This window comes from Polaromonas sp., from assembly GCF_039932935.1.
In the GTDB taxonomy this organism is placed as follows: domain Bacteria; phylum Pseudomonadota; class Gammaproteobacteria; order Burkholderiales; family Burkholderiaceae_C; genus Polaromonas.
The window spans coordinates 1-5,616 of record NZ_JBDTPB010000019.1; the positions used below are offsets into that span (position 1 = coordinate 1).

Here is a 5,616-nt window from a genome sequence, read left to right on the forward strand (position 1 = left end):
GCGGAGCGGATACCGTTGAGGTTGAGGCTGGTCAATTTAAACATGGGACTTCCAAATGAGCACGGCAACGAAACAGGACAACAAGGACGGGGCGCATTCTGCGGGCGGCGCACTGGCGCAGGAATTTGTGCAGTTTGCCGTCGAATCGGACGTGCTGCGCTTCGGGCAATTCAAGACCAAGGCCGGGCGCATCAGCCCCTATTTTTTCAATGCCGGCCTGTTCGACGACGGGGCGAAGCTGGGCCGGCTGGCGCAATTCTATGCGCGGCATCTGCTGGCCGAAGAAAAGCGCAGCGGCCTTGCGTTCGACATGATCTTTGGCCCCGCCTACAAGGGCATTCCGCTGGCGGCGGCGGTGGCCATTGAACTCGCGCGGCTCGGGCGCAACTACCCGTTTGCCTACAACCGCAAAGAAGCCAAGGACCACGGCGAAGGCGGTACGCTGGTCGGTGCGCCGGTCAAGGGCCGCGTCCTGATCATTGACGACGTGATGTCCGCCGGCACGGCTGCCCGCGAGTCGATTGCCATCATCAAGGCTGCGGGCGCCATTCCACATGCAGTGGCGCTGGCGCTGGACCGGCAGGAAAAGGCCACTGAAAACGGTGTGGATGTGAGCCACAGTGCCGTGCAATATGTTACGAATCAACTGGGACTTCAGGTTTGCGCGATTGCGCGCCTGACCGACTTGCTGCAGTATCTCTCCCTGCAGGGGGGTATGTCGGCATCCGGGGCGTCTGAAACGTTATCTCTGCAAGCGCATTACCAGTCGGTGTTGGCCTATCGGGAACGTTACGGCGTTAATTAAGGATTCGAATTGCTCTTGCGAACCGCGTTCACGGTCACCTGTATTTCACTCACGTGCCTGGCCGGCCCCGTTGCAGCGCAAATTTACACCTGTGTAGACGGCAAGGGCCGCAAGATCACGGCCGACCGGCCCATCCTCGAGTGCATAGACCGAACGCAGCAGGAGCTAAGCCCCTCCGGCACGGTCAAGCGGCAGGTGGGACCGTCGCTGACGGCCAAAGAGCGTGCCGCCCAAGAGGAAAAAGACAAGGCTGTCGCGGAGCTCAAAGCCCGCGAAGCTGAAGACAAGCGCCGTGACCGCGCCCTGCTGCTGCGCTATCCGCGCCGCGCCGTCCACGACCAGGAGCGCGCGACCGCCCTGATCCAGATCGACGAGGTCATCAAGGCGGCCAGCAAAAGAACTGTGGAACTGGCCGAGCAACGCAAGAGCATCAACGCCGAACTCGAGTTCTACGCGAAGGACCCCAGCAAAGCGCCTGGGCCGCTGAAGCGGCGGGTCGAAGAAAACGACAGCAGCGCTCTGGTGCAGAAGAAATTCATCCAGGACCAGGAGCAGGAAAAAAGCCGCGTCAACCAGCGGTTTGATGAAGAGCTGGTCAAGCTCAAGCAGCTCTGGGCGCTTACGGGCGCGCCGGCTACCGGGGCCAGCGCTGTTGCCGCCGACAAAAACCAGGCGCAGTGACCACGCGGCAGCCGCCGCGCCGCACACCGCCCTACCTGTCAGCCCAGTTTCTTTTTCAGCAGCTCATTAACCTGCGCCGGGTTGGCTTTGCCTTTGGTAGCCTTCATGGCCTGGCCGACCAGCGCGTTCATGGCCTTTGCGTTGCCGGCGCGAACTTCTTCGACGTTTTTGGCGTTGGCGGCCAGTACCTCGTCGATGATTTTCTCCAGCTCACCGGTGTCGCTCATCTGCTTGAGGCCCTTGGCTTCGATGATGGTGTCAACATCTGCGCCGTTGCCCATCCAGAGCGCGTCAAACACTTGCCTGGCCGCGTTGTTGGAAATCGTGCCGTCGGCAATCCGGCCAATCAGGGCCGCGAGTTGCGCAGCGGTGACGGCAGAGGTTTCAATCGATTTTTCTTCGCTGTTCAGGCGCCGCGATAACTCGCCCATCACCCAGTTGCTCGCCAGCTTGGCTTGTTTGCTGGCCGCAGCGACCGCTTCAAAAAAAGCCGCGGTTGCCTTGCTCTGCGTGAGCTGGCCGGCATCGTATTCAGGCAGGCCGTAGTCGCCCACAAACCGCGCCGCCATCACGCGCGGCAGCTCGCTCATCTCGGAGCGTGTCTTTTCCACCCAATCGCGCCCAATCACCAACGGCGGCAAATCAGGGTCGGGAAAATAACGGTAGTCGGCTGCGTCTTCCTTGGTACGCATGCTGCGCGTCTCGCCCGTGTCCGGGTCAAACAGCACGGTCGCCTGCTGGATCGCATGGCCGTCTTCGATTTGCTCGATCTGCCAGCGCACTTCGAAGTCAATCGCCTGCTGCATGAACTTGAAGCTGTTCAGATTCTTGATTTCGCGGCGCGTGCCCAGCGGCTCGCCTGGCTTGCGCACCGAGACGTTCGCGTCGCAGCGAAAGCTCCCCTCCTGCATGTTGCCGTCGCAGATGCCGATCCAGGTGACGATCTTATGCAGTTCTTTGGCATAAGCCACCGCTTCCGCTGAAGAGCGCATGTCGGGTTCGGTCACGATTTCGAGCAGTGGCGTGCCGGCGCGGTTTAGGTCGATGCCACTCATGCCGATGAAGTCTTCGTGCAGCGATTTGCCCGCATCTTCCTCCAGGTGCGCGCGCACCAGGCGTACCGAGCGTTTTTCGCCGTCCAGGAAAAACTCGACGCTGCCGCCTTGCACCACCGGAATCTCGAACTGGCTGATCTGGTAGCCCTTGGGCAGGTCGGGGTAGAAGTAATTTTTGCGCGCGAACACGCTCTGCTCGGCGACGTGTGCGTTCACGGCCAGGCCGAACTCGATGGCGCGCTGCACGGCGCCCTTGTTCATCACTGGCAGTGCGCCGGGCAGTGCAAAGTCAACCGCCGAGGCGTTGGTATTGGGCTCCGCGCCAAACGAGGTGGAGGCGCGGCTGAAAATTTTCGATTGCGTGGTCAGCTGCGTGTGGGTTTCAAAGCCGATGATGACTTCGTAACCCTGTACGAGCGGGCCGGTGGGTCGGCCAACTTGAGCCTGTGCAAAAGCGTCTACGGGGGTTGCTGCTGCGCTCATTTCGATGTCACCTCAAAAGCGGCGGGCCTGCGCGTATGCCAGTCGGTCGCCATCTGAAACTGATGCGCCGTTGCAAGCAGCTGCGCTTCCTTGAAATAGTTGCCGATCAGCTGCAGGCCCACCGGCATGCCGCCCGCGCCAAAGCCCGCCGGCACACTCATGCCAGGAAGACCCGCCAGGCTTGATGAGAGCGTGTAAATATCGGCCAGGTAGTTGGCGACCGGGTCGTCGGATTTCTCGCCGATGTTCCAGGCGACGGTGGGCGAGACGGGTCCCGCAATGATGTCGCACTGCGTGAAAGCGGTCTGGAAATCCTGCGCGATCAGGCGGCGGATTTTCTGCGCCTTGAGATAGTAGGCGTCGTAGTAGCCGTGCGACAGCACATAGGTGCCGATCATGATGCGGCGCGTGGCCTCATCGCCGAAGCCCTCGGAGCGCGACTTTTTGTACATGTCGTCAAGGCTGCCGTAGTGCGCCGCGCGATGGCCATAGCGCACGCCGTCAAAGCGGCTCAAATTGCTGCTGGCCTCGGCCGGTGCGATCACGTAGTACACGGGGATGGACAGCTCGGTCAGCGGCAAATCGACATCGACGAGCGTGGCGCCGAGCTTTTCGTATTCGGACAGCGCTTCACGCACGGCCTGGAGCACGTCGGGCGCACAGCCGGCGCCAAAAAACTGCTTCGGCAAGCCGATTTTTAGGCCTTTAAGGGCTGTAGCCCCCGTCCCGCGAGCGCTACCAGCTATCAAATCAGTAGCGTAGTCCGCGGCGGGAAGATCCAGCGAAGTCGAGTCACGGTCCGGGTCGGGCCCGGCCATGGCCGACAGCAGCAGGGCGCAATCGAGCGCGCTGCGGGCCATCGGGCCGGCCTGGTCGAGGCTGGAGGCAAACGCCACCATGCCGTAGCGCGAGCAGCGGCCATAGGTGGGCTTGATGCCGGTGATGCCGGTGAGCGACGCGGGCTGGCGGATCGAGCCGCCGGTGTCGGTGCCGGTGGCGGCGGGCACCAGGCGGGCCGCGACGGCAGCCGCGGAGCCACCTGAGGACCCGCCGGGAATGCGCGCCAGGTGCCACGGGTTTTTCACGGGCTTGTAGGCGCTGTTGTCGTTGCCTGAGCCCATGGCGAACTCGTCGCAGTTGAGCTTGCCCAGCGTGACCATGCCGGCGCCTTCGATTCCCAGGTTTTTCACCACGGTCGCATCAAAGGGGCTGCGGTAGTTCTCCAACATCTTTGAGCCGGCCGTCGTGGGGAAGTCGCGCGTGACAAACACGTCTTTGTGCGCCAGCGGCACGCCTAGCAGCGGCGTGCGTTCGCCGGCGGCCAGGCGCACGTCGGCGGCCTTGGCCTGGGCCAGCGACACGTCGGCATCGGTGGCCAGGAAGGCGCCCAGCTTCTCCTGCTGGATGCGGCTCAGAAAGTGCTGCGTGACTTCCACGCTGGAGACTTCGCGGGCGGCCAGTTTGGCGGCCAGCGCGGCCACGCCCAGGTCGTGCAGGTCTGTGTTCATGGCGGCGCTCATTCGATCACCTTTGGCACCAGGAACAGGCCGCGCTCCACGGCCGGCGCACTGACCTGGCTGGCTTCGCGCTGGTTGGGCTCACTGGCGATGTCTTCGCGCAGGCGCAAGGCGACTTCGCCAATCACCGCAGCCGGATGGGCCAGCGGTTCAATTCCGTCTGTGTTCACGGCGTCCATCTGCTCCACCAGGGCAAAAAAGCCGTTGAGCTGGTTCAGGGTGCGTTCGGTTTCGTCGGGACGCAATTCAAGCCGCGCCAGGTTGGCAACGCGTGCGATGTCTTGGGGTGTCAATGCCATGGGTAGGTAGTGAGGAATACGGAAAAAATAAACCAGAAAACAGAGGCTGAAACGAGGTGTAAAGCTGAAAAAACGCCCCTGCTAAACCTATCGATCTATAGGGGATGCGGTATTATCCCGCCTTTGGTGTGAAATCAGGGTTGGATGCACGCTTTAGGCGCTTTTTAGGTGCCAGAAGCAGATTCCAGAGCGCCTCTGGCCCAACTTCCCCATAATTGCTTGATCAATAAAAAGGCGATGGCGCAACGAAGTTCGCTCATGCCCAACCGGACCCCTGCATATGTTTGAATCATTCCGTCGGTATTTTTCCACCGACTTGGCCATCGACCTCGGTACCGCCAACACCCTGATTTTTGTACGCGACCGCGGTATTGTGCTGGATGAGCCCTCCGTCGTGGCCATTCGCCATGAAGGCGGCCCGCAAGGCAAAAAAACCATCCAGGCCGTCGGCCACGAAGCCAAGGCCATGTTGGGCAAGGTTCCGGGCAATATCGAAGCTATCCGGCCCATGAAAGACGGCGTGATCGCCGACTTCACGGTGACCGAGCAGATGCTCAAGCAGTTCATCAAGATGGTCCATCCGCGGTCCATCCTGAGGCCGAGCCCGCGCATCATCATCTGCGTGCCCTGCGGCTCGACCCAGGTCGAGCGGCGCGCGATCCGCGAGTCGGCGCTCGGCGCCGGCGCCAGCGACGTCTACCTGATCGAGGAGCCGATGGCAGCCGCGATCGGCGCCGGCCTGCCGGTGAGCGAGGCGAGCGGCTCGATGGTCGTCG

Annotated in this window: 6 protein-coding genes; 3 read left to right on the forward strand and 3 right to left on the reverse strand. The window is 62.1% G+C overall.

Annotated features, from left to right (window positions below; genetic code table 11):
- Positions 1-55: 55 nt before the first annotated feature.
- Both pyrE and ABI546_RS03000 read left to right on the forward strand, forming a co-directional pair.
- Positions 56-805 (forward strand): orotate phosphoribosyltransferase, encoded by a 750-nt coding sequence (gene pyrE / locus ABI546_RS02995; protein WP_348043964.1) that lies wholly within the window; start codon positions 56-58, stop codon positions 803-805.
- A 15-nt stretch (positions 806-820) separates the two neighbouring features.
- Entirely contained in the window at positions 821-1,486 is a 666-nt protein-coding gene (locus ABI546_RS03000; RefSeq protein WP_348043966.1) for a DUF4124 domain-containing protein, read from the forward strand.
- 38 nt (positions 1,487-1,524) lie between these two features.
- On the opposite strand, the gene gatB is transcribed toward ABI546_RS03000, so the two are convergent.
- The 3 genes from gatB to gatC are packed head-to-tail and all read right to left on the reverse strand — an operon-like array spanning position 1,525 to position 4,840.
- Positions 1,525-3,024, reverse strand: a complete 1,500-nt coding sequence (gatB, locus tag ABI546_RS03005) for an Asp-tRNA(Asn)/Glu-tRNA(Gln) amidotransferase subunit GatB (protein WP_348043968.1) — start codon at positions 3,022-3,024, stop codon at positions 1,525-1,527.
- A complete protein-coding gene (gene gatA / locus ABI546_RS03010; RefSeq protein ID WP_348043970.1) occupies positions 3,021-4,544 on the reverse strand; it encodes an Asp-tRNA(Asn)/Glu-tRNA(Gln) amidotransferase subunit GatA in 1,524 nt (507 codons plus the stop codon). Before gatA ends, gatB begins: the two co-directional genes overlap by 4 nt.
- Positions 4,541-4,840 (reverse strand): Asp-tRNA(Asn)/Glu-tRNA(Gln) amidotransferase subunit GatC, encoded by a 300-nt coding sequence (gene gatC, locus ABI546_RS03015; RefSeq protein WP_348043972.1) that lies wholly within the window; start codon positions 4,838-4,840, stop codon positions 4,541-4,543. The genes gatA and gatC overlap by 4 nt, the downstream gene beginning before the upstream one ends.
- A 280-nt stretch (positions 4,841-5,120) precedes the next feature.
- Here gatC and ABI546_RS03020 point away from each other — a divergent pair.
- Positions 5,121-5,616, forward strand: a 496-nt coding sequence (locus tag ABI546_RS03020; RefSeq protein ID WP_348043974.1) for a rod shape-determining protein, incomplete at its 3' end; no start/stop codon positions are given.